The 26,141-nt window shown below is 55.2% G+C and carries 33 protein-coding genes, 1 other RNA gene and 1 pseudogene; 13 read left to right on the forward strand and 22 right to left on the reverse strand.

Annotated features, from left to right (window positions below; translation table 11 throughout):
• Nucleotides 1-133: 133 nt before the first annotated feature.
• Nucleotides 134-619, reverse strand: coding sequence for a peroxiredoxin (locus J2S70_RS01460; RefSeq protein ID WP_307681976.1), 486 nt, complete (start codon nucleotides 617-619; stop codon nucleotides 134-136).
• A gap of 31 nt (nucleotides 620-650) precedes the next feature.
• Nucleotides 651-1,007, reverse strand: a complete 357-nt coding sequence (locus tag J2S70_RS01465) for a hypothetical protein (RefSeq protein ID WP_307681977.1) — start codon at nucleotides 1,005-1,007, stop codon at nucleotides 651-653.
• A gap of 77 nt (nucleotides 1,008-1,084) precedes the next feature.
• On the opposite strand from J2S70_RS01465, the gene J2S70_RS01470 reads away from it, so the two are divergent.
• Entirely contained in the window at nucleotides 1,085-1,615 is a 531-nt protein-coding gene (locus tag J2S70_RS01470) for a DUF4916 domain-containing protein (protein WP_307681978.1), read from the forward strand.
• On the opposite strand, the gene rdgB is transcribed toward J2S70_RS01470, so the two are convergent.
• The 6 genes from rdgB to clpS are packed head-to-tail and all read right to left on the reverse strand — an operon-like array spanning nucleotide 1,612 to nucleotide 5,592.
• Complete coding sequence (gene rdgB, locus J2S70_RS01475; protein WP_307681979.1) at nucleotides 1,612-2,220, reverse strand: RdgB/HAM1 family non-canonical purine NTP pyrophosphatase; 609 nt, start codon at nucleotides 2,218-2,220, stop codon at nucleotides 1,612-1,614. The two genes, J2S70_RS01470 and rdgB, sit on opposite strands and share 4 nt — an antisense overlap.
• The gene (gene rph / locus J2S70_RS01480) at nucleotides 2,208-2,981 is read right to left on the reverse strand and encodes a ribonuclease PH (RefSeq protein WP_307681980.1); all 774 of its coding nucleotides are present in this window, start codon (nucleotides 2,979-2,981) and stop codon (nucleotides 2,208-2,210) included. The genes rdgB and rph overlap by 13 nt, the downstream gene beginning before the upstream one ends.
• A 29-nt stretch (nucleotides 2,982-3,010) precedes the next feature.
• Complete coding sequence (locus J2S70_RS01485) at nucleotides 3,011-3,808, reverse strand: MBL fold metallo-hydrolase (RefSeq protein WP_307681981.1); 798 nt, start codon at nucleotides 3,806-3,808, stop codon at nucleotides 3,011-3,013.
• Nucleotides 3,805-4,623 (reverse strand): glutamate racemase, encoded by an 819-nt coding sequence (murI, locus tag J2S70_RS01490; protein WP_307681982.1) that lies wholly within the window; start codon nucleotides 4,621-4,623, stop codon nucleotides 3,805-3,807. The genes J2S70_RS01485 and murI overlap by 4 nt, the downstream gene beginning before the upstream one ends.
• A gap of 10 nt (nucleotides 4,624-4,633) precedes the next feature.
• Nucleotides 4,634-5,308 carry a DUF2017 family protein gene (locus J2S70_RS01495; RefSeq protein WP_307681983.1) on the reverse strand — a complete coding sequence of 225 codons (675 nt, stop codon included), beginning with the start codon at nucleotides 5,306-5,308 and terminating at the stop codon, nucleotides 4,634-4,636.
• The gene (clpS, locus tag J2S70_RS01500; RefSeq protein WP_307683349.1) at nucleotides 5,305-5,592 is read right to left on the reverse strand and encodes an ATP-dependent Clp protease adapter ClpS; all 288 of its coding nucleotides are present in this window, start codon (nucleotides 5,590-5,592) and stop codon (nucleotides 5,305-5,307) included. The genes J2S70_RS01495 and clpS overlap by 4 nt, the downstream gene beginning before the upstream one ends.
• 130 nt (nucleotides 5,593-5,722) lie before the next feature.
• Here clpS and J2S70_RS01505 point away from each other — a divergent pair, with 130 nt between their 5' ends.
• Complete coding sequence (locus J2S70_RS01505; RefSeq protein WP_307681984.1) at nucleotides 5,723-7,072, forward strand: nicotinate phosphoribosyltransferase; 1,350 nt, start codon at nucleotides 5,723-5,725, stop codon at nucleotides 7,070-7,072.
• On the opposite strand, the gene J2S70_RS01510 is transcribed toward J2S70_RS01505, so the two are convergent.
• The 4 genes from J2S70_RS01510 to J2S70_RS01525 form a co-directional block, all read right to left on the reverse strand.
• Entirely contained in the window at nucleotides 7,069-8,841 is a 1,773-nt protein-coding gene (locus J2S70_RS01510) for a DEAD/DEAH box helicase (RefSeq protein ID WP_307681985.1), read from the reverse strand. The genes J2S70_RS01505 and J2S70_RS01510 overlap by 4 nt on opposite strands.
• A complete protein-coding gene (locus tag J2S70_RS01515) occupies nucleotides 8,838-9,194 on the reverse strand; it encodes a DUF3039 domain-containing protein (protein ID WP_307681986.1) in 357 nt (118 codons plus the stop codon). Before J2S70_RS01515 ends, J2S70_RS01510 begins: the two co-directional genes overlap by 4 nt.
• Before the next feature lie 120 nt (nucleotides 9,195-9,314).
• Nucleotides 9,315-9,599 carry an HU family DNA-binding protein gene (locus tag J2S70_RS01520; protein ID WP_307681987.1) on the reverse strand — a complete coding sequence of 95 codons (285 nt, stop codon included), beginning with the start codon at nucleotides 9,597-9,599 and terminating at the stop codon, nucleotides 9,315-9,317.
• 186 nt (nucleotides 9,600-9,785) lie between these two features.
• The gene (locus tag J2S70_RS01525; protein WP_307683350.1) at nucleotides 9,786-11,324 is read right to left on the reverse strand and encodes an aspartate:alanine exchanger family transporter; all 1,539 of its coding nucleotides are present in this window, start codon (nucleotides 11,322-11,324) and stop codon (nucleotides 9,786-9,788) included.
• A gap of 213 nt (nucleotides 11,325-11,537) precedes the next feature.
• Here J2S70_RS01525 and J2S70_RS01530 point away from each other — a divergent pair, with 213 nt between their 5' ends.
• Nucleotides 11,538-12,050, forward strand: a complete 513-nt coding sequence (locus tag J2S70_RS01530) for a TspO/MBR family protein (protein ID WP_307681988.1) — start codon at nucleotides 11,538-11,540, stop codon at nucleotides 12,048-12,050.
• Here the strand turns inward: J2S70_RS01530 and J2S70_RS01535 are convergent.
• Complete coding sequence (locus tag J2S70_RS01535) at nucleotides 12,047-12,445, reverse strand: hypothetical protein (protein WP_307681989.1); 399 nt, start codon at nucleotides 12,443-12,445, stop codon at nucleotides 12,047-12,049. The genes J2S70_RS01530 and J2S70_RS01535 overlap by 4 nt on opposite strands.
• A 64-nt stretch (nucleotides 12,446-12,509) precedes the next feature.
• Here J2S70_RS01535 and J2S70_RS01540 point away from each other — a divergent pair, with 64 nt between their 5' ends.
• The gene (locus J2S70_RS01540; RefSeq protein WP_307683351.1) at nucleotides 12,510-13,121 is read left to right on the forward strand and encodes a SatD family protein; all 612 of its coding nucleotides are present in this window, start codon (nucleotides 12,510-12,512) and stop codon (nucleotides 13,119-13,121) included.
• On the opposite strand, the gene nadE is transcribed toward J2S70_RS01540, so the two are convergent.
• The 4 genes from nadE to J2S70_RS01560 form a co-directional block, all read right to left on the reverse strand.
• Nucleotides 13,118-13,948 (reverse strand): ammonia-dependent NAD(+) synthetase, encoded by an 831-nt coding sequence (gene nadE, locus J2S70_RS01545; protein WP_307681990.1) that lies wholly within the window; start codon nucleotides 13,946-13,948, stop codon nucleotides 13,118-13,120. The genes J2S70_RS01540 and nadE overlap by 4 nt on opposite strands.
• 28 nt (nucleotides 13,949-13,976) lie before the next feature.
• Nucleotides 13,977-14,720, reverse strand: coding sequence for a nitroreductase family protein (locus J2S70_RS01550; protein WP_307681991.1), 744 nt, complete (start codon nucleotides 14,718-14,720; stop codon nucleotides 13,977-13,979).
• A 61-nt stretch (nucleotides 14,721-14,781) separates the two neighbouring features.
• Complete coding sequence (locus J2S70_RS01555) at nucleotides 14,782-15,828, reverse strand: lipoyl protein ligase domain-containing protein (RefSeq protein ID WP_307681992.1); 1,047 nt, start codon at nucleotides 15,826-15,828, stop codon at nucleotides 14,782-14,784.
• A gap of 84 nt (nucleotides 15,829-15,912) precedes the next feature.
• A complete protein-coding gene (locus J2S70_RS01560; RefSeq protein ID WP_307681993.1) occupies nucleotides 15,913-17,040 on the reverse strand; it encodes an acyl-CoA dehydrogenase family protein in 1,128 nt (375 codons plus the stop codon).
• 180 nt (nucleotides 17,041-17,220) lie between these two features.
• On the opposite strand from J2S70_RS01560, the gene J2S70_RS01565 reads away from it, so the two are divergent.
• The 8 genes and pseudogenes from J2S70_RS01565 to J2S70_RS01590 all read left to right on the forward strand — a co-directional run bounded on the left by J2S70_RS01565 (nucleotide 17,221) and on the right by J2S70_RS01590 (nucleotide 21,865).
• On the forward strand, nucleotides 17,221-17,466 hold the full coding sequence (locus tag J2S70_RS01565) for a MurR/RpiR family transcriptional regulator (RefSeq protein ID WP_307681994.1): 246 nt from the start codon (nucleotides 17,221-17,223) through the stop codon (nucleotides 17,464-17,466).
• A 644-nt stretch (nucleotides 17,467-18,110) separates the two neighbouring features.
• A complete protein-coding gene (locus J2S70_RS08795; RefSeq protein WP_407702620.1) occupies nucleotides 18,111-18,347 on the forward strand; it encodes a histidine phosphatase family protein in 237 nt (78 codons plus the stop codon).
• Nucleotides 18,266-18,451: pseudogene (locus tag J2S70_RS08800) on the forward strand (histidine phosphatase family protein); the annotation flags it as partial. The gene J2S70_RS08795 and the pseudogene J2S70_RS08800, both read left to right, overlap by 82 nt.
• 38 nt (nucleotides 18,452-18,489) lie before the next feature.
• Nucleotides 18,490-18,837: a hypothetical protein gene (locus J2S70_RS01570; RefSeq protein WP_307681995.1), complete on the forward strand. Its 348-nt coding sequence runs from the start codon at nucleotides 18,490-18,492 to the stop codon at nucleotides 18,835-18,837.
• An 85-nt stretch (nucleotides 18,838-18,922) separates the two neighbouring features.
• Complete coding sequence (locus J2S70_RS01575) at nucleotides 18,923-19,399, forward strand: DUF2975 domain-containing protein (RefSeq protein ID WP_307681996.1); 477 nt, start codon at nucleotides 18,923-18,925, stop codon at nucleotides 19,397-19,399.
• Nucleotides 19,396-19,725: a helix-turn-helix domain-containing protein gene (locus tag J2S70_RS01580; RefSeq protein ID WP_307681997.1), complete on the forward strand. Its 330-nt coding sequence runs from the start codon at nucleotides 19,396-19,398 to the stop codon at nucleotides 19,723-19,725. Before J2S70_RS01575 ends, J2S70_RS01580 begins: the two co-directional genes overlap by 4 nt.
• Before the next feature lie 216 nt (nucleotides 19,726-19,941).
• A complete protein-coding gene (locus J2S70_RS01585) occupies nucleotides 19,942-20,709 on the forward strand; it encodes a CPBP family intramembrane glutamic endopeptidase (RefSeq protein ID WP_307681998.1) in 768 nt (255 codons plus the stop codon).
• A 142-nt stretch (nucleotides 20,710-20,851) separates the two neighbouring features.
• Nucleotides 20,852-21,865 (forward strand): acyl-CoA thioesterase, encoded by a 1,014-nt coding sequence (locus tag J2S70_RS01590; protein ID WP_307681999.1) that lies wholly within the window; start codon nucleotides 20,852-20,854, stop codon nucleotides 21,863-21,865.
• Here the strand turns inward: J2S70_RS01590 and J2S70_RS01595 are convergent.
• Genes J2S70_RS01595 through J2S70_RS08805 form a run of 4 tightly spaced genes read right to left on the reverse strand, consistent with a single transcriptional unit; the run spans nucleotide 21,812 to nucleotide 24,978 of the window.
• Nucleotides 21,812-23,089 carry a hypothetical protein gene (locus J2S70_RS01595; protein ID WP_307682000.1) on the reverse strand — a complete coding sequence of 426 codons (1,278 nt, stop codon included), beginning with the start codon at nucleotides 23,087-23,089 and terminating at the stop codon, nucleotides 21,812-21,814. The two genes, J2S70_RS01590 and J2S70_RS01595, sit on opposite strands and share 54 nt — an antisense overlap.
• A 12-nt stretch (nucleotides 23,090-23,101) precedes the next feature.
• A complete protein-coding gene (locus tag J2S70_RS01600) occupies nucleotides 23,102-23,785 on the reverse strand; it encodes a DUF2848 family protein (RefSeq protein WP_307682001.1) in 684 nt (227 codons plus the stop codon).
• A 49-nt stretch (nucleotides 23,786-23,834) separates the two neighbouring features.
• Nucleotides 23,835-24,644, reverse strand: coding sequence for a carbon-nitrogen hydrolase family protein (locus J2S70_RS01605; protein ID WP_307682002.1), 810 nt, complete (start codon nucleotides 24,642-24,644; stop codon nucleotides 23,835-23,837).
• Between the two features lie 43 nt (nucleotides 24,645-24,687).
• Nucleotides 24,688-24,978: a hypothetical protein gene (locus J2S70_RS08805; protein ID WP_407702642.1), complete on the reverse strand. Its 291-nt coding sequence runs from the start codon at nucleotides 24,976-24,978 to the stop codon at nucleotides 24,688-24,690.
• Between the two features lie 261 nt (nucleotides 24,979-25,239).
• Between J2S70_RS08805 and J2S70_RS01615 the strand changes: the two genes are divergently transcribed.
• The gene (locus tag J2S70_RS01615) at nucleotides 25,240-25,494 is read left to right on the forward strand and encodes a hypothetical protein (RefSeq protein WP_307682004.1); all 255 of its coding nucleotides are present in this window, start codon (nucleotides 25,240-25,242) and stop codon (nucleotides 25,492-25,494) included.
• A gap of 198 nt (nucleotides 25,495-25,692) precedes the next feature.
• Here J2S70_RS01615 and ssrA read toward each other — a convergent pair.
• Nucleotides 25,693-26,066, reverse strand: a transfer-messenger RNA (tmRNA) gene (gene ssrA / locus J2S70_RS01620).
• Between the last annotated feature and the right edge of the window lie 75 nt (nucleotides 26,067-26,141).

A 26,141-nucleotide genomic window follows, 5' to 3' on the forward strand; every position in this document is an offset into this window, starting at 1 on the left:
AATATCTCAATAAAATTGAGCCGTTACAAGAAAGGTAAGGCTATACTAAAATCGCCAAAACGCTGATATTGCAACGAAAAACAGACGTGTTAAATATATACGCAAGTTTCCTTTCGTAATTCAACGGCCGCTTTTACTCGTCAATTCCGAGGGACTTTCGTAGCCTGGCCACGTGGCCGGTTGCTTTTACGTTATAGGCAGCGTGAATCACGTTTCCGTCCTTACCCACAACGACAGTAGATCGGATAACGCCTTCCACTTCCCTACCGTAATTCTTCTTCATGCCAAAGGCGCCGTACTCCTTCATCACTTTCTTATCCGGATCGGAAGCAAGGACGTAATTCAAGGACTCTTTTTCGCCAAACTTTTCCAATGACTCCACCGAGTCCGGTGAAATGCCAATAACGGTGTACCCAGCGGCCTTCAGCGAATTCTCGCTGTCACGAAAATCGCAGGCCTCGGTGGTGCATCCCGGAGTCATCGCTTTCGGGTAGAAGTAGACGATCACTCCCTGTTCTGCGCCGTCAAGCTCCTCAGCTAGCCGGACGCTACCGCCGGGCGTATCAAGCGTGAAATCTGGAGCTGACTGCCCCACCTCTAGACGTTCCGTCTTTTCCATAAGTTTTCCTTTCCTGCCGTGTTAAACGGCCTTATTCGTGGCCATTGGTATCGTTGAACATTCGCAGCGAAATCAGCAAGATGAAGAGAACGAATCCCGTAATCATCGGCATGTAACCCCATACCGTCGGAAATAATAGGCCGGCCCCTAGTGCTGCTCCAGCCACAAAATACAAAGACCCTCGGTTCCACCCGTAGAGCCCGAACGCCGAAGCGGCGCTACCCAGTGCCGCCGCGATTACCACGGCAGAGTCAAAATTTACTCGCCAGGCGGTATACCAACCGATTACTAGCATCACTAAGCTAAATACCAAAGCGATGACCATGAGTGGTCGTTCATATCTTTGCACGTGCCCACTCTGCCATAGTCGGAAAAAATTTTCGCTCACGTGCCTTCTCGTTCACCGGTGGCAAATAAGCCGTCCTGTGGCACCATAGCTTCCGCCGTCGCTGGCACAATAATCATATGAGCGACGTAGCTTCTGAAGACATGGGACCTTGGCTTTCGCCAGAAGAGCTTGCTTTTGTGCGTAGGAAGGTTCCGATCTTGTATGTCGATGCGGTACCGGTTCAACTCAACGATGACGGCTCGCTTAACTCGGTAGGCCTTTTACTCACCGTCGAAGACGGCGGCCTCACCCGTTCGCTTGTGTCAGGCCGAGTGCTGTACCACGAGTCGATTCGTGACGCGCTCGTACGCCACCTCGACAAGGACCTCGGCCAAATGGCTCTTCCGCAGCTGCCTGCAAATATTGTGCCGTTTGTAGTCGCAGAATATTTTCCAACGCCGGGCGAGGGCTGGCATGATCCTCGCCAACACGCTGTGTCAATGGCCTACATTATTCCAGTTATGGGTGACTGCAAGCCTTCGTCAGATTCGTTAGAGGTCAATTGGTTTACTCCAGGTGAACTCATGACTCCCGAACTGCAGGCCGAAATTCTGCCCAAACATCTCGGAATTGTGAAGCAAGCTCTTGCTAGCCTCGGTTGGGTTTAGCGGGAGCAACCCAGCAGCGCCACAATGTGCGCAGCAAGCGCTTCGAAGGCCTTTCGCCGGTGCGAGATCGCATTCTTTTCATTGGCGCTGAGCTCGGCATTCGTAAGATCGTATCCACTGGGTTCAAAAATCGGATCGTAACCAAAGCCACCGGCTCCGGCCGCTTCGGTTCGGAGCTTGCCTACCATTTCGCCTTCTTCAACGACGACGCTCCCGTCAGGTAACGCCAACGCTGCAGCACACACGAACCGCGCGCCACGATGTTCCGGTTTCACGTCTGCCAGCTGGGCAAGGAGAAGCTCTAGGTTGGCTCGATCATTCCCATGTTGGCCACTCCAACGAGCCGAAAAAATGCCGGGTGCACCACCCATAATGTCAACGCACAGCCCGGAATCATCAGCAATAGCGGGAAGGTTCAGTAGCTGCGCAACCTGCTTGGCTTTTATGATCGCATTTTCGGCAAAAGTTCGGCCATCCTCCACGGGTTCCCCAATATCACACGAGACAGACTCAAGAGACTCAAGCGCGGGCACCAAGGGCAACAAAATATCCCTTACCTCTGCAAGCTTGTGCGCGTTGTGAGAGGCGAGGATCAGCAATCCCACTGACCTAGCTCCACGGCTTGCTCCGAGTCCAACGCCTGAAGCTGCAGCTCGGTCAGTTGCGCAGTGCCCGAGATCGCCAAATCGATCATGTCGTTCAAAAGATCGCGATCAAATGGCTGTTCTTCAGCAGTTCCCTGAACTTCCACGAACTTACCAGAGCCCGTCATCACAACGTTCATATCCGTCTCGGCGGCAACATCTTCAACATAAGGAAGATCCAAGACGGCCACGCCGTCCACAACGCCCACAGAAATCGCACTCATCGAATCGCGCAAGACGGGCGTGGTTGCGCGCGGCTTGATCCAACCCCGCTCGATACCGCAATTGACGGCGTCGGCAAGCGCTACGTACGCGCCGGTGATCGAGGCCGTGCGAGTTCCGCCATCGGCTTGCAGAACATCGCAATCCAACACGATCGTGTTCTCACCCAAGGCCTCAAAATCGACGACGGAACGCAAGGAACGCCCAATCAAACGGGAAATCTCCGAGGTACGCCCGCCGACCTTACCTTTCACCGATTCGCGTTGGGAACGCGAGTTAGTCGCGCGCGGTAACATCGCATACTCGGCAGTTACCCAGCCAAGGCCGCTACCTTTACGCCATCGCGGCACGCCCTCCTCCAAGGTGGCAACGCACAGCACTTTGGTCTTACCAAACTCCACGTACACGGAGCCTTCGCCCTGGTCCAGGTATCGGCGCGTTATTCTGATTGGCCGCAGTTCATCTACGCGACGTCCGTCTTTCCGAGAAAATGTAGTCATGCACTCAGTCTAGCGCGCACCTTCGACACTCATATCCTGTAGACCTCGCCCGCCTTGACTACCTTGACCTCACCATCGAACACGGATTGTGCATCTTGCGCGGTGCGCACGGGGCTCGTCCACGGTTGCAAATGGGTAAGTAGCAAACGTTTAGCGTTTGCGTCACGAGCCAGCTCTCCCGCGCGTTTGCCGGTAAGGTGTATCCCCTCGACCTCATCACGGCCCTCTTCGAACGCCGCTTCGGAAAGTAACACGTCAGCATTGTGGGCACAGTCGACAACGGTTTGCGCATAATCGGTATCTCCGGTGAAGGCGAGCACAACCTGCTCATCCGGATTGTTCTCAGATGGGCCAGTCACCCGCATCGAGACGGCCTCAATTGTGTGATACGCCTCGAAGAACTCCACGTGCATGGGGCCCACTTGCAAAGTGTGGCCGGGTTTTACAGACACGAACTCGAATTCGTTCTCATACGTTTCCTCAGCGGGATCGCCCGCGATCTCCCGAAGTCGTTCGCGGCCATCGCCAGGTGAGAAGACCGGAAGCTTTGCCAGCGCTCCTTCCGGATACCATCGACGGTAGACCTGCATTCCCACCAGGTCCACGCAGTGATCAGCATGCAGGTGCGATATCACCATGGCATCCAGCCGAGCCGGGTCCACGTACTTCAGTAGGTGCCCCATTGCTCCCGGCCCAAAATCCATGACGAGAGTCCACGTGCGCGGGTTACCAGTTTCGTCAGGGCCTTCGGCTTGCACCAAGTACGACGACGCCGGCGAATCTTTACCCGACATCGAGCCAGAACATCCGATGATCGTGAGCTTCATCGTTCCCTTTCTTCAAGTGCTTGCACTCCCGTGACCTCCGGGCCTAAAAATCGGCGTGCAAGTCTTTGAAATTCTTCCGCCTCACCCGTAACGAGGAAGGTGTGCGTGGGCGCACCTGCGGCTGGATCGCGCAGTAACCCGCGTGCGGTAAGTTCGCGATATACATCACGAGCCGTTTCTTCAGCCGAGGAAACAAGCGTCACGTCAGCGCCCATCACATAGGTTAAGGTTCCCGTTAACAACGGATAGTGGGTGCAGCCCAGCACGAGAGTGTCCACGCCCGCCGCCTTTATCGGCGCCAGATACTCTTCGGCAAGTTCCAAGAGTTCCGGGCTCGTTGTGATCCCGCGTTCCACGAACTCCACAAAGCGCGGCGCGGCCGCCGTCGTCACCTCAAAATTCGGCAGAGCAGAAAACGCATCTTCATATGCTCCAGACTCGATCGTGGCCTGGGTTCCAATAATTCCAACCTTTCGATTGGAGGTTACCCTCACCGCGCCACGCACTGCCGGATGGATCACTTCAACAACCGGAATTCCCTTGCCTACCGTATATCGTTCACGCGCGTCATGGAGCACGGCCGAAGAGGCCGAATTGCAAGCAATCACAAGCATTTTTACCCCGAAATCAACCAGTTGATCCATGATGTTCAACGCGAGCTCACGGACCTGTGCAATCGGGCGCGGGCCGTAGGGATTGTTGGCAGTGTCGCCAATATAGGTGATGGATTCACCCGGCAGTTGATCGATAATGGCACGCGCGACCGTCAGACCGCCGACGCCGGAGTCGAACACGCCAATTGGTGAATCGTCCATGCATCGAATGCTACCTGCGAAGCCCCTTGCGCCTCACCGCACTGACCAGTGAATCTTGCCACCAGGTTGTCATCGAATAAAGCACTACAAGCACATCATCGGAAGTCTGAATCTCGGGCAGATTGTCGGTGTCCCTCGATCCGGAAGTTGTGAACATGCCTGCCCGCCTATAGACGTCACTAGCCGATTCGTCGTCGTCGATTTCTAGCCGGGCTGCCAAAACGAGTCGAATATCATTGAGTGCGGCCAGCCACGCTGAAGCCTGATCGCCGCGCAGCGTGATCTCATCCTGATCATCGGGCACATCTTCCAAATCTTGGTAGAAAGTCACGAGGTTCTCGATCTTTGCCGCAGCAATAGAGTTTTCCGTCAGATCGCGAAGAGAGGCGGCCTCATCAGGATCCTCGCTCATGTCGGGTAAAAGGCGATCGAGCGCCTGATCAAACGGTTGGTTCACCTGCGGCTCGTTTTCAGCAGCGATGGACTCGGCGATATCGGCGATGTCTGCCTCAAACTGCGCTAGAGGATCGTCCAAGTCGTAGGCCTGTGCTCGGCGCTCCGCTTCGTGCTCCACATCCGATCCGAGCAGCACGACGACGTCGCGCGCCAAGCTCGATAGCATTGCGCGCTCCTCGTGGTTTGCCCGCGCTTGGAAGCCTTCTCGCACCATTCTGAAAGCCATCATTGGCTATCACCTTCAATGGTTGCCCAAAGCCCGTAAGCGTGCATTGCCTGCGCGTCGCTTTCCATTTGTTCGCGCTGCCCCTTGGATACGATGGCTCGGCCGTTGTGATGTACCTGCATCATCGTTAAATAGGCGGTTTTAGAATCCATTCCGAAATACGATTCGAATACCCATTGAACGTAAGTCATCAGGTTAACCGGATCATTATGAACCACTGTCCGCCAACCGGAAGCCGCTGTTAGCTCGGGAGTTTCAGTATGGCTGGGAGCCGGGGTTTCTCTCATTGAACGCACAACCTAAAGTGTAGTTGGTTACGCGCCAATCGGCAGGGCGTTTACGCGCTCGCCGCCGATAAAACTTGGAGAATTTCACGGCATAGAGAAATTTCTATCCCCGTCGATATACCGTTATACCATGACGAAATTTACGAGCACTGCGCTCCTTACCGACATGTACGAATTGACCATGGTTGACTCGGCCATGAAATCTGGAACCGCCGGCCGCGCATCCGTTTTCGAAGTTTTTGGTAGGCGGCTTCCCGGGCGGCGCCGGTACGGCGTTGTGGCCGGCACTGGCCGCGTATTGGAAGCGCTCAAAGACTTCCGCTTCACCGAGTCCGAAATTGATTTCGTGCGAAGCTCAAACATAGTTTCCGAAGATACGCTCGACTGGCTTGCCAGCTATCGGTTTACCGGCGATATCTACGGATACGCCGAAGGCGAGGTCTACTTTCCGGGTTCTCCCCTTCTGACAGTGACGGGCACGTTCGCGGACGCCGTCGTACTTGAAACGCTGATCCTGTCGATTATGAACTACGACTCGGCGGTAGCCACGGCAGCGTCCCGGATGACTATCGCCTCCCACGATCGTCCGTGTTTGGAAATGGGAGCGCGCCGCATGAACGAATACGCTGCAGTGGCGGCAGCCCGGGCGTCAATCATCGGTGGTTTCCTCGGAACTTCAAATCTTGAGGCAGCCCGCTCTTACGGCATCAAGCCCATTGGCACCGCAGCCCACTCTTTCACCCTGTTACACGACACCGAAGCAGATGCTTTCCGTGCCCAAATCAAAACAATGGGCACCGACACTACCTTGCTGGTCGATACGTACGATGTGGAAAAGGGTGTGGAGCTGGCTGTTCAAGTTGCGCGTGAAGCCGGCGGCGAACTCGGTGCGGTTCGCTTGGATTCTGGAGATCTGGTTGCGCAGGCATTCAAAGTGCGCAAGCAACTCGATGATATGGGAGCAACGACGACGAAGATCACCGTCACTTCAGACCTCGACGAATATGCGATCGCGGCACTCAATGCAGCCCCCGTTGATTCCTACGGTGTGGGTACGAGGCTCGTTACGGGATCGGGCAGACCAACTGCTCAGCTCGTGTATAAACTGGTCGCTCGCGAACGCGAAGACGGCACGATGCAGGGTGTAGCGAAAATGTCTGATTTTAAAGGGTCAGTCGGTGGTTTGAAAATCGCCGGGCGCAAGCACGATGAAACTGGGCGGGCAACCGAAGAGCTCATCGTATCTGCCGGGTCCTGGGAAGATGGGCTTGCCTGTCTGGATGAGCACAAGGCCCGCCCGCTACAGGTCAAACTCGTTGACGGCGGAGAAGTTTCTGAAGAATACACGCGCGAAGGCGAACTAGCCCGCGCGGCCGAACGTCACCGCAACTCACGCGCCGCTCTCCCCTACGCTGCCTGGCGCCTTTCCGAGGGCGATCCGGCGTTGCCTACTACGATGATTGATCTGCAAGAAAGCTAGGAACGGCCAACAAACCAGCGTTGGATCTTCAAGATTCTCGCCTCAACCTGCTCGAGTGAGGCTCTGGCAACTTCCGGGCCGCCGCATGCGCGGCGCAATTCCGTGTGGATCAGCGCATGTGCACGGCCCGTTTGGGCAGCATAGGCAGAAACGAGATCGGATAGCTGTTTCCTCGCCTGCCGACGTTTTCGGGATTCCATGACGCCGGACCTAGTCTCATCCTGAGCACCCTTGCCGGTCTTTTGGCTCTCTTGACGCTCGCGAAGCAATGTGGCCACCTGATCCGGTTCAAGTAAGCCAGGGATACCAAGAAAGTCCGCCTCCTCGTCCGAACCTACCTCCGCCCACGAGCCGAAATCATCGCCGTCGTAAACGACGCGATCGAAGGTCGCATCTGCTGACAGCGCGGCGTAACCTGGCCCGTCAAGCTCATCGGATGCGCTTTCTTCCCGCTGCGCGCGAGAAAGCAGGTCATCATCCCAGCCCTGTTCACCGGGTTTCATCCAAAGGGCGTGATCGCGCTCTTTTTCCAACTCACCTGCCAGCTCGAGTAGGTGCGGAACGGACGGTAAAAAGATTGACGCCGTCTCACCACGGTAACGCTGACGAACGAACCGGCCAATGGCTTGGGCGAAGAATAGCGGGGTGGCAGTCGATGTGGCATAAACACCCACCGACAACCTAGGTACGTCAACGCCCTCGGAAACCATGCGCACAGCAACCATCCAGCGCGAAGTACCATTCGCAAAATCGTGGATGCGATCCGACGCGCCGTCATCGTCGGATAAAACCACCGTTGGCTCCTCGCCCGAAACTTGCGCAAGAAGTTCGGCATAGGCGCGTGCGGCCTTGTGGTCGGTTGCAATGACGAGCCCGCCCGCGTCTGGAATGCCTTCGCGCACAACAGTCAACCGGTCATCGGCGGCCGCTAACACAGCTTTAATCCAATCACCATTGGGATCGAGTGCAGTACGCCAAGCTTGAGCCTCCATGTCCTTAGTCATCGGCTCACCGAGCGTTGCGCTCATAATCTGCCCGTGTTTAGTCTGCCAGCTCATCTCGCCCGTGTACGACATGAACATGACGGGCCGGACCACACCATCCTTGAGTGCCTGACCGTATCCGTAGGAGTAATCCGCGCGCGAACGTGGCACCGCATCGTCATCCGGCTCGTATTCAACGAATGGGATTGCAGCAGAATCTGACCGAAAAGGGGTGCCGGTAAGTGAAAGTCGCTGTTGAGCAGGTTCGAATGCGATTCGGATGCCGTCACCCCAGCTCAAGGCGTCGCCGCCATGGTGGATTTCGTCGAGAATCACCAGAGTTGAATGCGCTGAGGTGCGATGCCTGTGCATCATCGGCGCCCGAGCCACTTGCGCATAAGTCAGGCAGACACCATTAAAAGACGCCCCAAGGCCCGCATGAGCATTCGTAAAGTCCGGGTCTAACTTCAGACCCACGCGTGCCGCCGCTTCCGCCCACTGGTATTTCAAATGTTCAGTTGGGCAGACAACCGTTACCTCCGCAACGATCTTGCGTGCCATCAGTTCGGTCGCGACCCGCAGCGCGAACGTCGTCTTTCCAGCCCCTGGCGTCGCAACCGCAAGAAAATCACGCGGAATCGATGTCAGATATTGTTCTAGCGCCGCGGCCTGCCATGCGCGTAACGTGCCCGCTGTTCCCCACGCTGCGCGCTGGGGATATACCGGTAGAAGATTTTGAGCGGCTGAAACGGAAACTGACTGCGGGGTTTGCGCACGCCCCGTCATTGGCTACCGCCGCTCGGAGGCTTTCCACCGCCGGGAGGATTGGGGCCAAAAGGCCATGAATTTTCGCCTGACCCCATATTTTGATAGATCGCTTTACACGTGGGGCAAATGGGGTATTTATCTGGATTACGCACCGGCGTCCAAATCTTTCCACACAGCGCGACGACGGGGCCACCCTCGACAGCCGACTGCGTAATACGATCTTTTCGCACGTAGTGTGCATACCGATCCTCATCACCCGGTTCGCGGCTCTCCTTGGTGCGCTCTAGGGTGGCCGTCGTCGAATCCGGCTGGAGGGAGGGAGCCTCGGGTTGGCCCGGCGCTAGTGGCTCTGAATGAGGATCTGTAGACATGATCCCAGTCTAGATCCGCCCGCTTTCAATTTCGAAAAGTCGCAGGTGGATCTTGCCACAGCGTCAACAAATGAATGAGCGCCCGGTGAACCGAGCGCTCATCAAGACCTGTGTGCATGACTATTTGTTAGCAACAGCCTTCTTCAGGGTGGAACCGGCCGAGATCTTCACGCCGTAGCCAGCGGGAATCTGAATCTCTTCACCGGTGCGTGGGTTACGGCCCTTGCGCGCCGCCCGCTCAGTACGCTCAACGGACATAAGACCCGTAATCTTGACAGCCTCACCCTTGGAAAGCGAGTCAACTAGAACGTTCTGGAGTGCGGAAATCGCCTTGTCGGCGTCGGTCTTGGTCAGACCGGATTCTTCAGCAATCTTTGCAATGAGCTCAGTGCGATTGAGGGACATGTATCTACCTCTCAGTATGTTGTCAGAAACTCGGCTCGATTTTGAGCCGCTAGATAGAAACTTAGCCGAAATCTAGGCTCCAACACCAACTTATCTCAGCATTTCGCCAATATTTGTGCAAGATTTCTCTCAAAGGGAATACCTTGCGTCCCACTATTCACACATGTCACAAATGAACCTGAGTTCTTAGATTGCGAGAATCACGTAAGTAAGCAAAATCTTCGCGATCATAGCCAGCGCGAATACGGATGCATAGCCTGATTCGATACGCTCATCCTGCTCTTTGGATTGGGCAAAGGAAAGGATGGCTGGCTGGCCAAGGGCGCCCGCCATCGTCCCTGCGGTGCGCTGAGCACTGACCTTCAACACCCTGCCACACATGGATACCGTCACGAGAACAACCACCGCGATCAGCGCGCCCAACGCGAGAGCCTTCAATCCCGTAACGGAAAACGCCGTCTCAGCAAATGCTGGTCCAGATGCAATTCCAACGGAGGCCAAGAAAAGTAGCAGGCCCAACTGCCGGATCGTTTCGTTTGCCGCAAGCGGCAATTGCCACACGAGCGGACCGGTGCGATACAGGTAGCCAAGAATCATGCCAACTATTAAAGGCCCAGCCGCCGAGCCTAGGCTGAATGTTCCGCCACCGGGCATTCCAACCTCGACCATCCCGAGCAACAAACCCAAGACCATGCCCAGGCCGAGCGCAACGGCGTCGACCTGGGAAACTTTGCGTTCCGAATTACCGAAGAAACTTTCCAAATTTTCGTATTCCGCACGTGGAAAGGCGACCATGACACGATCCCCGATCTCCAAGTGTTCGAAGTCGGATGCGAGCAACTCAAAGTCTCCCCGATGGATACGTGTGACGACGGCACCAAACCGGCTAGGCAGGTTCAACTCGGCGACAGTCATCCCGGCAAGTTCCTTCTCGGAAACGGTGAATGAACGAAAATCTACTCGTGAGCGGTCATCTGCTAGGTGTTCGGGGCGCACATACCCGATCGCTTCTACTGCCTCGACAACAGCGCTTTCCATCCCAACGATGACTATCTGATCTCCCTTTTGAAGTTCCTCTCCCGGGCTAATCACCCTCGTTTTGCCATCGCGGTACAGGTAAGAAACGCGGATGTCCTGCGCTTGCCAACCTGGAATTTGGCGGAGTGGTATTTCTTTTTCGGCCACGGCCGTCACCGCGGTTAGGCTCTGCCCGGCGTATGAAGGAGTGTCATTCAATTCTGGCCACTTGCGCGATACGACCATAGAAACCAGAACGATTCCCATGAAAACTCCCATGGGGTAGCCCAGCGAATAGCCCACACCCGGTTCGGCCGTACCCGTGACTGCCGTTGCCGCCGCGAGCGCCGGCGTATTCGTGAGTGATCCGGCGAACACACCTGCCGATAGCTCTATGGACAAACCGAGGAGCGGACCAGCTAGTGCGGCCACAATCGCGCCAAGAGCAATTGCTCCCACCGCAGCCAGCATAAGTTTGTAATACCGCTTGAGATCGCGAAAAAAGGTTTGGCCAGCAGAAAGTCCGACCATATAAACAAACAGCGCAAGCCCGAGGTTTTGCACGAGCCCCATACTCCCGCCAAGCTCGGGGGCTAAATTACCGATAAATAATCCGACGAACAACGCCCCGGCAGCCCCGAACTTCAGCTTGCCAAACGGGATAATTCCAAGCACGCCACCGAGTGCGACGACGAGGAAGAGAGTCATTAACGGTGAAGATATGAGCAATTCTGCCACGAGCAACCTTTCACGAAATGTGCCACGAGATTCTATCGAGCTTGCTACCAAGAAAGTAGCATCCCCATCACACTTGGAACGTTTCTGGCCGGAAAATTCACGCTCAGATGAGAAACGCGAGCGCATGCACGATCACGTATACCATGGTCGTCAAGTTGGGAAACACTCAGATTGAGGAGAATCATGGGCTTTTTCAAAAAATTGGTAGGTACGGGTTTAGCTACTGCGGCAACGGCTGCCGTTGGAACATTCGCCACCGATCCATCGACTCCCTGGTATAAGACGCGCAAGAAGCCGCAGTGGCAACCGCCGGAAGAGGTCTTCCCCATCGCCTGGACCGGCCTGTACGTACTCATTGCAGGGTCTTCGGCGCGGGTTTTAGCAAAGCTGGATGAGCAGCAGAGCCGCGCATTAACCAAGTCCAAGCAAGAAGAGGTTGAAGCCGAGCGCACAAGCTTCAAACGCAGCCTTGGCATTAACCTTGCGCTTAATGCCGGATGGTCGATTCTATTCTGGCAAGGTAAGAACCTTAAACTCGCCACGGTAGAAGCTGTGGCACTTGCAGCCTCTTCGGCAGGTCTAATGGCGCGTTCTGGAAAGGTGTCAACAGGTGCTGGAATTGCACTGGTTCCATATGCGGCATGGACGGCCTTCGCCGCTGCACTTGCGGGCAAGATCGCACAACTCAACGATTAACACCCTTGCTGGCTGCTCAGTATTGCAGTCGCTCTTATGGCAATTCCTGCCCACATGAGAGCCCACAGAATCGAGGCGAAGGTGCCGATGATGAAGAGTTCGCCCACCCGTGCACTGCTATCGTTTTTCAGCTCCGGATATCTTCCAAGCCCCTTGACTGCGAGCACAAATGCTATGCCTGCCGGAAATCCCGTGACGACGCAGATATAGGTGGCTAGACGCTCAAGAATCCCAATCCACCGCCCTCCCGGCAATGCCTTTTGCGCGGACAGCAATGTTAAGCGCCGTTCTCCCTTGGGCTGATCGATGCGCTGCAAGAATGAGCGTATGAGCTTATTTCCAGACACGGCACCCAATCCCGAAAGCACGTACACGGCGATAGTTGCAAGAATCACAGCAACTCCTTAAGGAAATATTTTCATTATTGACAAATTCAGGTAATATCTAAATATGTCGGCGATGAAGGAAGAAAGTACATATGTGGCTGTTATTGGAGATCTAGTTGCGTCGCGTGGCTCCGCACGGAAATCCTCTCACAGCACTCTGATGGAAGCACTGAAATACCTGCCCATGGGAATCAGCCCGATCGCGCCCACCGTGGGCGACGAGGTACAGGGCGTATTCGGCAGGCTTGCTGAAGCTATCAAGGCAACACATCTTCTCCGTCTACGTATGCTCTCACACGGTTCCGACATCCGATTCGGAATCGGCCTCGGTGACATCGAAGAGATCGGGGACGGCATCCAGGATGGCTCAGCTTGGTGGGATGCGCGGGCGGCACTGGAAGACGTTCAGCAGCTGTACCAAACTTCTGGATGGTCGGGAGTCCGCACTGGAGTCAACCACGACGATCCTCGACTCGCGCCTTCCTTGCAACTCATCGACGTGTCCGTATCCGAGCTCAAGCCCTCCGTCGTTCGAACTTTACTTGGTCTGCTGACCGGTGAGTCGAATCAGGAAACGGCCATTGCTGTGGGCATTAGCCCATCCGCAAATTCTCAACGTGTTCAAACCAACCAACTTCGCCCCCTTGCAGCGGCAATGGTCTCACACTGGCCACACAGCTCCTAAGCGCGCCACCACGTGTCATTGAGCGCGACGGGCGTGGTGCGCTTGTGCCGTCCGCGCACCCACTTTTGTTCGATGTTAGCTGCCGCAGTCTCAGAAATCTTTTTGCCTTCGAGGTAGTCGTCAATTTCGTCGTATGTGACGCCGAGTTCATCCCCATCGGTTCTCAGTGGCTGACCATCAAGAAGATCGGCAGTCGGAACCTTCTGCCAAAGCGGATCCGGCGCGCCAAGGAACTGCAAAATAGATTTGATTTGGCGCTTGTTTAGGCCCGAAAGTGGTAGGACATCTGCCGCGCCGTCACCAAATTTAGTGAAATATCCGGTGACGTTTTCGGCTCCGTGATCAGATCCAAGCACGAGCAGATTGTTATCCCCAGCTATCGCATATTGCGCGATCATTCGCAGGCGCGCCTTGACGTTTCCCTTGTTGTAATCTGTGAGCCCCTCGCCCATCGCTTCGGCATATGACTCAGCAAGCGCATCGGTCGCTTCCGCAATGTTCATCGTGACTTCCCTTTGCGCGCCCACCCACTCCAGCGCCGCAGCGGCGTCCGCCTCGTCAGCCTGTAGCCCGTACGGCAAACGAACTGCGATAAAAGTTGCCTCATGGCCTTCCAGCTGGAGCCTGTCAACAGCCATCTGCGCGAGCCTTCCGCCCAGCGTCGAGTCCGCTCCTCCAGAAATACCTAAAACGAAACCCCTCGTATGGGTGGCGAGCATATAGTCGTAAAGGAACTGGACGCGCCGTTCCACCTCATGCGCAGGATCAATTTCCGGCTTGACGCCCGTGGACTCAATTACCTCTTGTTGGAATCGATGGTGGTACATGGCTCAATCCTATTGGTAAGCCTGCTGACTATGCCACGTTAAAACCTTGAGCCTTAATGTGCGGGATCGGGCTACGTTTATCTGCGTTCTCAATAAACTTGCGCGCAATCTGTGTAGTGAACTGGTCAACGCGCCGGTTTGCATCACGCAGATCGTAGTAGGTGTGCATTTCCTCGTCGTAGTCTGACAGCGCATCTGTCCACGATTCCGGCTCCTGATAGACATCGGTGTGAATACGGAAAGCCTTATCCATGCGCGGTTTGAGCTGCGGCTCCTGATTCGGATATCCCAGGATCACGCCGAGGACGGGGAATGTGTACTGTGGAAGTTCAAGCAGCTCAATCGCCGCGGAATAATCATTGAGCACCGAGCCAAGATGAGTAACGCCCAAGCCCAAAGACTCCGCGGCAACTGAAAGATTTTGGATCATCAGCACGGTGTCGGTAAAAGCTTCGCGGAACACAACCATGTTGGCAGCGCCTTCGGTGGGTTCGCCTTTTTCCTCCAAAATGCGGATCCCACGGCGGGCATCTAGCACTCCAATCAAGAGTTCCGGGGCGCGAGCAATATATTCTTGGCCGCCGATGCGCGCAAACGCATCGCGCTTGGCCTGATCTTTAACTCGGATCAGCACAGACTGCTGAAAACCTCTCGATGTGGACGTTCGGATAGCCACGTCGAACAGAGTCTGCATCGTCTCTTCGGGAATGGGGGCATCAGTAAATTCACGGATCGTGCGATGTGCGAGCTGTGTGCGGATAGTTTCGTTCATAGCCCTACCATAGCCCGGTGGCCGGTTAGACGGCGAGAAAGCCGCAATACGCGAACCGCGACTACGGAACCTTATACGTCCATTCGTCATTGGTGAACTTTGATGCCACCAATTCTTCAGCCTGCCGAAGCTCATCTTCAGTGAAGTCCGAATCGCGCGTATCGTAGCGCTCCCTAAAGGTATCCAAGAACGATTCGATGATATCCTGACGCGCCATGCCCGTTTGCGAGCGCATCGGATCCACGCGCTTATTGGCGGATTTCGTGCCTTTATCTGAGAGCTTTTCGCGCCCTATGCGTAGCACGTCAAGCATCTTATCGGCGTCGATGTCGTAGCTCATCGTCACGTGGTGGACCATCGATCCGTCCGCGAAGCGCTTTTGTGCAGCTCCACCGATCTTGCCCTTATCCGAGGCAATATCGTTCAGCGGTACGTAGGTAGCATTGACCCCAACCTTCTTGAGTGCAGCAATCACCCATTCATCAAGGTACGCATAGGACTGTTCGAAACTGAGGCCCTCCACTAGAGCTGTCGGCACGATCAACGAGTACGTGATGCAGTTGCCGGCTTCCATGAACATTGCACCGCCGCCTGTCACTCTGCGTACCACCCGCATTCCGTGCCGCTCGAGTGCCTCTTGGTCGATTTCGTTTTTATAAGACTGAAATGATCCGATGACGACGAGCGGATCGTCCCACTCCCAGATAATAAGCGCGGCTTCCCGCTCCCCTTTTCCTACGGAAGCGGGTAACACCTGATCGAGTGCGACATGCATCGCCGGATTCATCGGCGAGTGATGGATGATGTCGAACGTGAGGTCGTGCCACGCCACCGCTTTACCAAGGGCGCGCCGAACCGCGATGCCAACCACTTCGGGGGTGAAACCAATCAGTTCGGCCTTACCCGCAGCAATCTCGATTGCCTTGGCCATATCTGCCACCGACGAGTCAGCGGGCATGCCTTCGAGCGCCGCATTTAGATCGTCGATTACCGTATCTGGCTCGAGGAAGAAGTCTCCCGAAATCGACGCATTGGCCAATTTGCCGTCTTCTACATCAACATCGACGGCTACAAGCTTGCCGCCAGTTACTTTGTATTCTCCGCGCATGAAAGCATTCTACCGCTCGCGAGGGCGGGCTGGGCCTGATGACTATTTTCTGGCCCATCCCGCCCCTCAACACCCAGCTGAAACTCATCCGAGAACGACGTTCGCCCACGCGGCGTGCAAGGACTCCTGATCGGAAGGCTGGAACAGGCCGGCAAGCACGTCACGGTACAAACGGCTGAGCTCGTTGCTATTCGAGTATGAGCCGCCACCGCACGAACGGATGGCCTCCTGAACCGCATGGAAAGACGCTTCGGAAGCCGCGTTCTTCGCTGCCGACAGCTGCGGATACCAAAGGGCGCCGCGATCGACTTTCGCATCGAGATCGCGGGCAATCAGGGTCACCTCTGCCTGCGCCGAGTTCATCCGGATAGCAGCATCGGCCAAACGCCACCGAATGGCTGGATCGTTGGCATAGACGTCGTCGTTGAGCACCGAACGGCGCTTTTTCACATACTCGGCAGCCACTTCAATCGCTCGCAAGCCGATCCCGAGATAGGTTGCGGCGAGGAAGGTTTCAAACCACGCGAAGATTCCAAAGACGACCGGCTCCATGGACGGTCCAGGTGCCACTTTCTGAAGTAACTGCTCGGGTCGGGCGTAAGCGCCGTTAAGCATTGTCGAATGAGATTGCGTGCCCCGCATACCGACGACGTCCCAGTCGTCTTTAATTTCAATCTTGTCGAGGTCACGGTCAAGAAGCGCGAAGACGGAGGTGCCGCCGTCTTCCTCGGAATGGCCATACACCATGAGCTTCGTCCACACGGGCGCGAGTGATGTAAAGACCTTCAAACCCGTGAACGAATAGCCGCCGTCGCTCTCCTGCTTGGCTTTCGTGATCGAGCCGAACAGTACGCGGTCATTGCCCGGTTCGGAGATGCCGAAGGCATAGAGTTCACCGTTTGCCGCGCCCTCGAGGATCTGCTTGCCTGATTCAACGCCACAATCTACAAGATGACGGCCAAGCCCGACGATAATGTGGTGCATGTTAATGCCTAGTGCCGTGGCCGGGGAAGCTTTGGCCAGCAACATCTGATTCTCGCAGATCTCTTCGCTGCTTAGTCCAAGACCACCGTATTCTTCGGGAACGAACGCTTTGAAATAACCGGCATTTTTAAGATCCTCGAAATCTTCGTGCGGAAACGAGTTCTCTCGGTCGACTTCCGCGGCTCGCGATGCAATCGTGCCGAGCAGTTCTTCAGATAGAAACGCCACTGTACCTTCCTCATAAACGCCGTTGTTGGCCGCACTCTGTGCACGGCATGGAGTAATTTTACACCAACGAAACGTGCGCTAAAGATGGCCAGGTTGGCAAAGAATCTTATCCACTGGAAACCCGTCACCAAACGTCAGATAAACACTTGTGGAAGCGTTCATTAAATTGTGCTTGTTAGCTTGCTGCAAGTTTTTTGCATATATGCTGAAGGCCTGAGCTTCCGAGGCATTGTCAACAAGCACCGCCAGAATCTCAGCGATGCCGATCTTGCTATCGCCAACGAGATCCTTTCCCGCCCGGCAGAGGCACCCCTTTGGCGCGGCGAAGAAGTCGCTAAGCGCGTCAACCTACATCCCGCAGCAGCAACGCGGTGTGCACACGCACTCGGATTCAAGGGCTACATCGAACTTCCCGCGGAACTTTAGCAGGAACTCAATAACGATTTTGCGGGAGCGGGTGATCGTTTCCGCCAGCTCCTCGATGAATCAGCCGATTCGACGATTCTCGCAACCATGATCAAAGTTGAGCTCGAAGCCATGTCCGCGATGCCAAAATTCGTAGCTCAGTCGGCAGCTCGATCAAGCTGCCGACATCCTCGGCTCAACCCGGAAAATCTATCTATTCGCAGCCGGGCACGCCACCGCTCTCGTGAGCATGGCTACCCGCCGTTTGCACCGTTTCGGCTACACCGGCGTCGTCCTTCAAGGAAGCGCGCGACATTGCTGAATCACTGCAGTCAATGCGCGAGGACGACGTCTTGCTCGCCTTCGCCTTTCGCCAACCACCCTCAAATCTCGAACTCGTCCTGAAAATAAGCTCCCACCTCGGAGCGAAATCAATTGTGATCACGGACAAACTCACACCCTAGAAAACGCTCCCGACATGATTATTTCGGTGCCACGGCACCAAGCGGGCACCGTATCAGCGTGGTTTCCGAGACGAACACACAGTTGCGAACAGGTGATCAGCTAAGGGTGTATGCGCCTGCTGAACCGGACACGCTGTTTGACGATGAAAACCACGCGGATAACGAGAAAGTGCAGTAAAGAACGGCACAAGGTAAAGAAATATGGAAATTGTTTTTGTTCGACATGGCGCAACCGAATGGAATTTGCGGCACCGTTTGCAAGGTGGCACGGATCGCGCTCTTTCGGAAACCGGCGAGAATCAGGCGCTCGCTTTACGGAAGGCAATTGCTTTTTGGCCCCGCAGCTTTGTTTCACTTCGGAGCTTTTGCGAGCCGGAAAAACTGCGCACGTGCTTGGTTATGAGATCCCGATATACCTTTGTTTGTTCAATGAAATGAATGTGGGTGAATGGGAAGGCCTGACGTTGGGTGAAATTCACGAGCTGTGGAGCTTGGACGATGATCAAGCTTGGCGTCGCGGTGATTTCGTTCCACCCAAAGCCGAGACTTTCGCAATGAATATGCCAAGCAACTCGACCCGATGTTCAATGAGGCTTTTCACTTGCATCAGATGGTGCCAGCCGGCAAATTCCTCAACGACTTCATTCAGGTCAACGTGTTGGCTGTTCTCAATTCTGCGACGTGGATCAGGCTGGCAGTTCGCAAAGGCAGGCCCGTGGGAATCATTGCCGCGATGGTAGAAGGCCAGAAAAAACATGCGAACGCCAAGAATTATCGGGGTGCTTTGGCGCGAACCGGGGCTCGCTTCCTCTTCTACGATTACAAAGGTCTCGAGCGGGCCGCGGAAAATAGCTTCACTTTGAAAAATGGGGCGCAGGCCACGCCGGTAACTGGGTTTGTCTACGTCGGTGAAACTATAAGGAAATGACTCTCAGAGTTCAGCCACACAGAGTGTTCTCGCAAACACACCTCAAGCTATTGACTTTCGCTAGATTTCTATCGATAATCGATATATGCCAACATCGCTATATCGAATAACTCTGGCCACCCTCGGCCTATTTATCCTCGGCCTCTTATTTGGCCAAATTCTCGTGCCCATATCCGCCAAACAAATAGCCTTCGACTTTCCGGAAGTCTCACATCTGGTGGATCCGTACTCCGTTCTGGGCGTCTTGACACTCCTGTGTTTTCAGATCGCGTTTGTTCTCATTGGGATTCTCCTTCGGCATAGCAAACACGAAAGATTCTTCAGTGACTCCTCACGTAAGGTAATCAAGGCTATTGCGAGCGCTGCGACCCTTGGTTGTCTGATCCCGGTAGCCACCGCGATTCACCTATTCGCAACGATCCATGCCGGTGGCCCCGCCGTCATGCTCGGAGCTTTGGCGTCAGCAACTGGGGCGATCGGATTGTTTTGTTTGGGCGCCATCGCTGTGCGCGCTTTTGACCATCTGCGCGCTGAGCATGATGAACTGGAGGCGGTGATTTGATCAAGGTCAACATCAACACGTTGCTCGCCGAACGGGGCCTGAGCGTAGGAGACTTCGCAGCCGCCGTTGACCTCTCCCCAGCCAACGTCGCCGTTCTCAAAAATGGGCGCGCTAAAGCGATACGGTTTTCAACATTGGAACGAATCTGCAGGGTACTCGAGTGTTCAGTGGGCGAGATACTGGAGTTCGTCGACGACGAACCCGACTCGCTTAGCGAAACCGCCGATCTCTTACGCTCGCCCCGCAACGCTAGGAGGTTGTTCGACGCCATTGAGCGCCTTGAAACCGGTGGAAGTGAACACGATTTGATCGATGACGAAGAATAGCCATCATGCGCTATATCTGGGATGAGAGCGCGTGGGAAGACTACCTTTGGTGGCAGAGGCGATCCTCATCGCAGCGTGCCGGTACCACTATTAGGGCGTAACTCGTATCAAGGTTTTCACCGAGCAGGGCAAGTTCACTGAGGGAGCGCCGCTTTTCAACAGAGCGCATTCTGGCTAAAATTTTTCCGTTAAAAGTCTGCATTCAGAAAGTACGCCATGGAAACACGAACGCAAATTTCGCCCAAAATTCAGTTACTGGGATCGATTGCAATTTACGCAATCTTCGTTGTGGTCACACTGATTCTCAAACCTGCGGACGATGCCCCTGCCACGAGGCACTTCATAGCGGCAGCTGGAGGCTTCGTTCTGGGGGCCGCCCTTGCATATTGCTCCTGGCAACTAGGAAACGGTTTCCTAAGAAACACAAAAATCAAGGTTGGTGGGCTGAAACCTGCGGGCAAGATCGCTCAAACTATTTTGTTCGCCCTGCTCCTACTGCTCCTCATCATTATCGCAGCACGGAATCTGCCCGCAGTATTCTCCGCAGCACCACTTGTGGCGGCCAATACTGCCCTGTTTGCATCCACCGCCGCACTATTTGAAGAGACTCTGGTAAGAGGCCTGATGCTATGCGCGTTCCTACAGCTTTGGGCACGTTCAAAGAATCGAATCCTGCTGGCAGCTCTGGCCTCATCGATTCTATTCGGACTCATGCACCTGGCGAATCTAGCTTTCGCGCCACCTACCGCCGTCGTTCAACAGGTGTTTTACGCGGCGGTTTTCGGACTCGTCTTCTCTGCCCTATACGTGCGAACACAGAAGCTCATCTTTCCAATAGCCGCACATTTCCTCGTCGATTTCCAGCCGGCTATTTCTTCAGGCATCTCGCCCTCGCAAGCACAATGGTGGCAAACTCTCATCGCGTTCGTGCCGATTGCCCTCGCCGCGCTAATCACGCTATGGCACTACGACCAATCTGACTAATACATTTTCGGCTACTCAGTATCCGTTTTATCAGTCAGAAAATAACCGAAAATGTTCGCAGGCCGCACTCGAGTGTACGCCTCCCAGATAGACTCGCTTTATCAAAGCGCACGCTTACAGCCACTGTACCTAGGAGACGTTTATGACAACCCGCCGCGACGCCGTCACACTCCGCTTTCTAGCCGCCCCCACCGATGTGAATACTCACGGCTATGTCGATGGCGGAAAAATCCTGGAATGGATCGATAAGGCTGGTTACGCCTGCGCCGCGGCGTGGTCAGGAAAATACGCAGTCACCGGCTACGTTGGAAACATCAGGTTTTCTTCGATTATTGCGGCCGGCGATATGGTCGAGGTCGAGGCCAGAGTAGTTTACACAGGCCGCACCTCCCTGCAGGTTGTGTGTACCGTTTCGTCATACAGCCCGCAAAAACCGGAGCCAATCTTAAACACCCAGTGTCTATTGGCATTCGTGGCCATGGATTCCAGCGGTAAGCCAACCCCCGTGCCGACATTCGAACCCTACGATGAATGGAGCCGTACCGAGCACGAACGTTCACTCACATTGAGCGAAGTGCGTAGGGAAATTGAAGAAGCAATGGTCGACCAGGTTTACAGCGATGCCACGGAAGCTTGCCGGGAAACACTACGTTTTCTCGCTGAACCAACCGACGTGAACTGGGGCGGCAAAGTACACGGTGGTTACGTCATGCACTGGATTATGACGGCCGGCCAACTGGTCGCCGAACGCTGGTGCCACGGGCGCGCTGAAGCGACCTACGCTGGCGGTTTCCGTTTCTACCGTCCGATGATGATTGGCGATCTAGTGGAGGTTGACGCCCGGCTGATCTACACCGAAGGCAATGAGATGCACGTGTCGGTCTGGGTCCGGTCTGGGGATCCGCGCGGCACCGAGTTACGAACGACGACGCATTGCATCGTGGTCTTTTCGGCCCGAAACGACGCCGGCGACGACGTCTCTGTACGCCCCTGGGTACCGCGCCTGCCGGAGGACCGAGCACTTGAGCGCCACGCCGTCGACCTCATCGAAATCCGAAAGAAGCTATTGCGCAGTGAACCCAACGAAGCGAACGCCGAGTCCTTAAAACAACCCGATAACGAACGTCAGCAAGAAGCTGATCCCAAGACCAATTAGCAGACACGGACGCTGCCACTTATTAGCTTCACGCTGATTAGACCCGGGCACTACGCCAACAACGACCGGCAGAGCGGTCAATGCTCCACCAGACAGGAAAAGTTGCATAATTGCCGCGCCTGAAATGGCCGCGAATGACGTGGCAACCGGGTCGGCCCCCAAACCCAGTACGAGCGTGGTAAACGGCAAAATGATCGGCGCTGAAGCGGAGAAGGATTGCGTGACTGTTCCTGCGATAGCCGAAATGATGAAGAGGATTTGCACGGGAGCGAATTCGAGGACGGGCGCCATCCACTCCCCTAAGGTGTCGATGAGGCCCACGCGCGAGACCACCGTCGATAGGAACATCAAACTGATAACAGCGACGACGGGGATCGCAATCATCTTGACACCCTCAACCATCGCGGATTCGCCCTGCGCAGGGTTGGTTCGCGTCATGATCAAGACGACGATGCTCGACACCATTCCCACAAGGAAAACCGGAAAGCCGGCGAAGAAAAGCACAACCAGTAAGAGGAACGGAAAGACTGCCACAGCGAATGACGGGTGGCCCTCAGGCAGCTTATCCATCTCGGACAGTTCACCTGTTTCGCGTCCCTTCTTCAGATCAATGCCCGCTTTGAGCATGTCCTTCTTACCCTTGAAATAGGCAGCAATAAAAATACCAATTCCGCCAAGAAATCCCCACACGTTAATGATTCCGAATTTGACACCGGTAAGGCCGAGCACGGCGAGGAAAGTGGGGTGAGTAAAACCGGCCTGATTCGCAATTGTGTTAGCCATCGAGATCGTGCCCGCTGTTGCGTTTGGTGATAGGCCAAGGCGAGTGGCAGCGGGACCTGCGACTGTCGCCATCACAACTGGCTGCGTAAAAGAGGTAACAGCACCGAGAAGCGCAGCAGCAAGGCCGGCTGCTGTAGCGACCCCGGGTGCCCCACCCTTATCCCTGCCAATATCGATCAGCCGAGCGACGATGACATCAAGGTAACCTACATGCTGGAGGATGCCGATAAACATCAGCACTCCGGCCATATCGAGAATCACCGGATTGAGCGCAATGCGCAACAATTCGGTGACGGTTCCTTCGTCGGTTCCCATCAGTGAATATCCGGCGACGACGGCGGCTATAGCCGCTCCCATTGCCGCCGTGATATACAGGGGCACCCTGCCGGAAATCATCAACAACAGGGTGATAACGAGAATAATTTGAGCTGCAACCATCACGAGATTCGTTCCTTACTCGATACCGCGAGGAAGCACCTCGACGTCGTAGGCGGCCTCAATGGTCCGGCCGAGTACGCCATCCGTCATCGTCAGTTCGTAGCGGTCGGCGTAAATAAAACTGTCTGGTATCGTGCCCCAACAGCCAGAGAAGAAGATGGTGCCGTCTTTATCAAGTCCGCGTTCAGCCAGCACTTCCATCCACTCCTCGATTCCTAAAAGGTCGGCCATGGTGCCTTCCATGTACAGCGTTTTTTCGCCGTCCTTGATGACCTCGCAACGCACCTTGATATCACCGAAGTGGTTTTTCACCTCGTCGTAATCCCACACTTCTGTAGCCATGAAGTCCGGGCAAATTTGCTTCGCTTTGGGTACGTTGTCGGCCTCGAGTTCGCGATCAGAGTGATCCGATCCAATAGTGAGGTATTTCTTTCCCCCATGAAAGATGATGACGTATTCCATCTCTCCTGAAGTCTGATCGTTAACCACTTGAATGTGAGAGTTGGTCGTCGCGGTGTAATTGGCCACCGGGTACAAGGTTGGGGTTGTTGATGGCGCGGGAACACCAAGTTCGGCGAGCTCTTCGATGTGAGCGCGCACGCTCGCTTGGTCACGGCCTGCATAGCCGGCGTTCACGACGTTCTTTACTTCGACGGTTATCGGATCTTGTCCAACGACAGATAGGTTCAGGGTATGCATGATTTCCTCTCACGTACGGGCGGGTGGGTGCGCTGATTTTGCGCGCGTTTTATAGATTGGGTGACGAGTTTTGGGTTGAAAGAGTGGTAAGCACGGGAACACGAGCTCGAACGTCATCGACCTTGGCGATGTCGATGTCAGCGATTAAAAGGTCAGGCGCTGAATCTAGCCGAGATCGAACGACGCCAAGAGGGTCGATGATTGCACTGCGACCGACTCCCAACGGAGCAGCACCCTGCGGAGGTTGCCATGCCTGATCGCAAGCTACAAGCCAAGCTTGGGCATCCATGGCACGAGAACGAATTAGCAGATCCCACTGCTCGGCCTTGCCGGGGCCTTCTGCCCATGCCGCGGGCAGACACACCAGCTGTGCGCCGGCTAATCCAAGAGCATGGAACTGGTCCGCGAACCGAACGTCGTAGCAGGTCGCAAAGCCGACCTTGACGCCGTCGATATCGATGACGACGAGCTCGTCTCCTGGTTTTACCGTGTCGGATTCACGGTTGCCAAAGGCGTCGTACAAATGGATCTTCCGGTACCGTGCTTCGACGTCCTCGCCCCCAACACGACCTGTAATCAGGAGCGTATTGTAAGAGCGCCCGTCACCACTTGGCTCGAAAGTTCCGACCACGGAGACGACTCCAGCCTCCCGGCTCAGTTGGCGAATGCGCTCAGCAAACGGGCCATCGAGCGCCTCATGGGATTCAGCAACCGGTTTGGCAAAACTGGCGATCGTGGCCTCGGGGAAAACGACGATGCGCGCCCCCGCCTCCGCAGCTTGGTGAATGTACTTCTCAACAACCTGGAGGTTTTCTTGCCAATCGGTTGACGACGACATCTGGGCCGCAGCTACTGTCATAGTCTTTTTCGATACCACCATGTACCTCGTTTCTTGATGGCGATCACATCCGAACTGCGGTGCGCTCCACCGCATGCGATGACTGGCAATCGCGCCCACTAACTCGGCATAGTTCGATAGGTGCAAACTTGCGAATCCAGTCGAATGCTTCAACACTACCGGATAGTTGAACACCAGTCTCGCGATGAATAACCATTGGAGTGACTGCGCCACACGGCATGCGCGTCATTGGCGAATCGGCGGGCTGGCAGCTGGCGGCTGTTCCGTCAGCGGTTATGAGGTGCCCGTTGGTGAGCGCTGTGGTGGCAGTTGTCACGCCCATGAGTGCTGGCATGCCGCACTCGCGAGTAACGATCTCTACGTGAAAGAGCCGAGCCCCAAGCAAGATGAGGCGGCACTCAAGCTCTGACCATTTCACGTACAGCCGGTTGTGTTACTGGCATTCCCAGCCCCAACGATTTAGCCTCGTTGTAGGCGCAAAACAGTATTGAGGAGTATGAATGACCAATCCGCAGTTAGCAGAAGACTGGCATATTCTCCTTGAAAAGGCTCGAGCTTACTCATCGGCCTAGGTTACGACATAGGCGAGACCGCCTTGGATGAGGCTCCCACCGTGCAAGAGGACAACGAGGGCCAATTTCAGTTGCTTGCAGGCGATGGTGTCGCTGCCGCGCTAGCGGTGCGCTCGTCGTGGGATGACGAAGACGAATACGAGTCGATACGTGAGGAATTCGCCGAGATCGGTATCATCCTGCCTGTAAACTTCGCTGAAGCTGAGGTTTGGCCAGAGATTTCGCCTGATCCTAACGACCTGCATCTGCAGTTCTATAAAGAGGAACGAGCTAGGTAGATGGAGGCCAACCTCCTTCTCAACTCTTCCGCCCCTCCCGCCTTCCTGCCTTCCGCCCTTCCTCCCGCGACACATACATAATTGCGGCGACGCATTATTTGCTAATAAATCTCTGGCGAGAACGAAGCAAGTATCGCGGGAGCGAGGCATTGGCAACAAAACGGGGCGCTCACTTTGATGCAAAGTGAACGCCCCTTGCAGTGGAGATGGGGAGAATTGAACTCCCGTCCGACGATGCAAAACCCAAGACTTCTCCGGGTGCAGTCTGTTAAACGTTATTTTCAGCTCCAGCACTCACACAGACAAGTTGCTGACGAACATAGTTACCTAGTGTCGATCACAGCCCGGCAACATTGCTGCGATTCAGTGGCTTCCTAGATGACGCCAGACATCTCACGCGAAAGCAACGCGAGGCTGACGGACTTTAAAGGCGCTCGCGCTTAAGCAGCGAGGGCGAAGTCAGACTTCTGCTTGTTGGCAGTTATAGTTTGCAGAGAGTCGTTAAAGAGATGACTCTGCCTCCTCTACCCGCTTCCCTTCGGCAGTCACCGCCGTCGAAACCGATCATCCCCGTATAAAGTTGTAAACCAACATCGCCCAAAAGGCATGCAGATAGTATACGACGACGCAGTTCCAGCCTCCATTCG

The organism is Trueperella bonasi, assembly GCF_030811535.1.
Classification (GTDB): domain Bacteria; phylum Actinomycetota; class Actinomycetes; order Actinomycetales; family Actinomycetaceae; genus Trueperella; species Trueperella bonasi.